The organism is Mesorhizobium sp. M7A.F.Ca.CA.002.15.2.1 (assembly GCF_003998715.1).
In the GTDB taxonomy this organism is placed as follows: domain Bacteria; phylum Pseudomonadota; class Alphaproteobacteria; order Rhizobiales; family Rhizobiaceae; genus Mesorhizobium; species Mesorhizobium ciceri.
The window spans coordinates 1-1,047 of sequence record NZ_RZPI01001087.1 but is presented as its reverse complement, the minus strand read 5'-3'; the positions used below and the strand labels follow the sequence as shown (position 1 = coordinate 1,047).

Sequence of the window (1,047 nt, the reverse complement as noted above, 5' to 3'; positions counted from 1 at the left end):
AGCATACCCAACGGGATTCCGATCCCGGTGGTCGGCGACCCCAACGACCCCGACAACGAGGCCGATGGTGGCAAGGTCACCGTCACCAACGATGGCGAGATCATCACACACAAGGATGGGTCATACGGCATCTTCGCCCAGTCCATCGGCGGCGGTGGCGGATATGGCGGCACGGTTTCGTCCGACTTCGCCGGGTCCGACTCTTTTGCCCTCAGCCTGGGCGGCAAGGGCGGCAACGGCGGCGATGGCGGAGATGTGAGGGTTGAGGTTTCCGGATCGATCGAAACCTTCGGCGCCCGCGCGCATGGCGTCGTGGCGCAGTCGGTGGGCGGCGGCGGCGGTGTCGGCGGCGACGCAAAAGGTAAAACCTCGAACGCGCTCGGCATCGGCGGCCTTGGCGGCAATGGCGGCGATGGCGGCGACGTGACCGTGATCCGCACCGGCACCATCACCACGCATGGTGTCGATGCGGTCGCCATCATCGCTCAGTCGGTCGGCGGCGGCGGCGGCATCGGCGGCGCCGGCTTCGGGCGCTTCGGCGCCACGGCGGATGGCGGCAGCGGCATCGACAACAACACCATCGGCTTCAACACATTTGCGGGTGCCAAGGGCAATGGCGGCACGGTGACCATCCAGCAGGACGGCGAGATCGTCACCGATGGCGAGCGGGCGCACGGCATCGTGGCCCAGGCGGTGGGCGGCGGCGGCGGCCTGGCCGGCACGCTCTCCGCCGGCGCTGCCGGTTCCGGCGGTGGCATCGGCGATGCCGCGGCGGCGACGGCGACGGCCATGAGCCAGGTCTGGGTCAAGGGTGCGAGCTCGTATGCCATGTTCGGACAGAGCGCGACCGGCATCGGCGACGCGCACGCGGTTACGCTGACCGCGGGCGACAGCCTGTTCGCGCAGGGTGCTGGTTCCGTGGCCGCCTACGGCGAAAGCACAGCCAACGGCGCGAAAGGCAACATCACCATCAATCTCAACGGTCATTACACGATTGGCGGTGCCGGAACCGGCGTTGCCGCCATGCTCGTCGGCGGCGCCAACAAC

General features: G+C 68.8%; 1 pseudogene. It reads left to right on the top strand.

The annotated features are described in order from the left end of the window. Positions 1 to 1,047: pseudogene (locus ENZ74_RS32815) on the top strand (autotransporter outer membrane beta-barrel domain-containing protein); the annotation flags it as partial.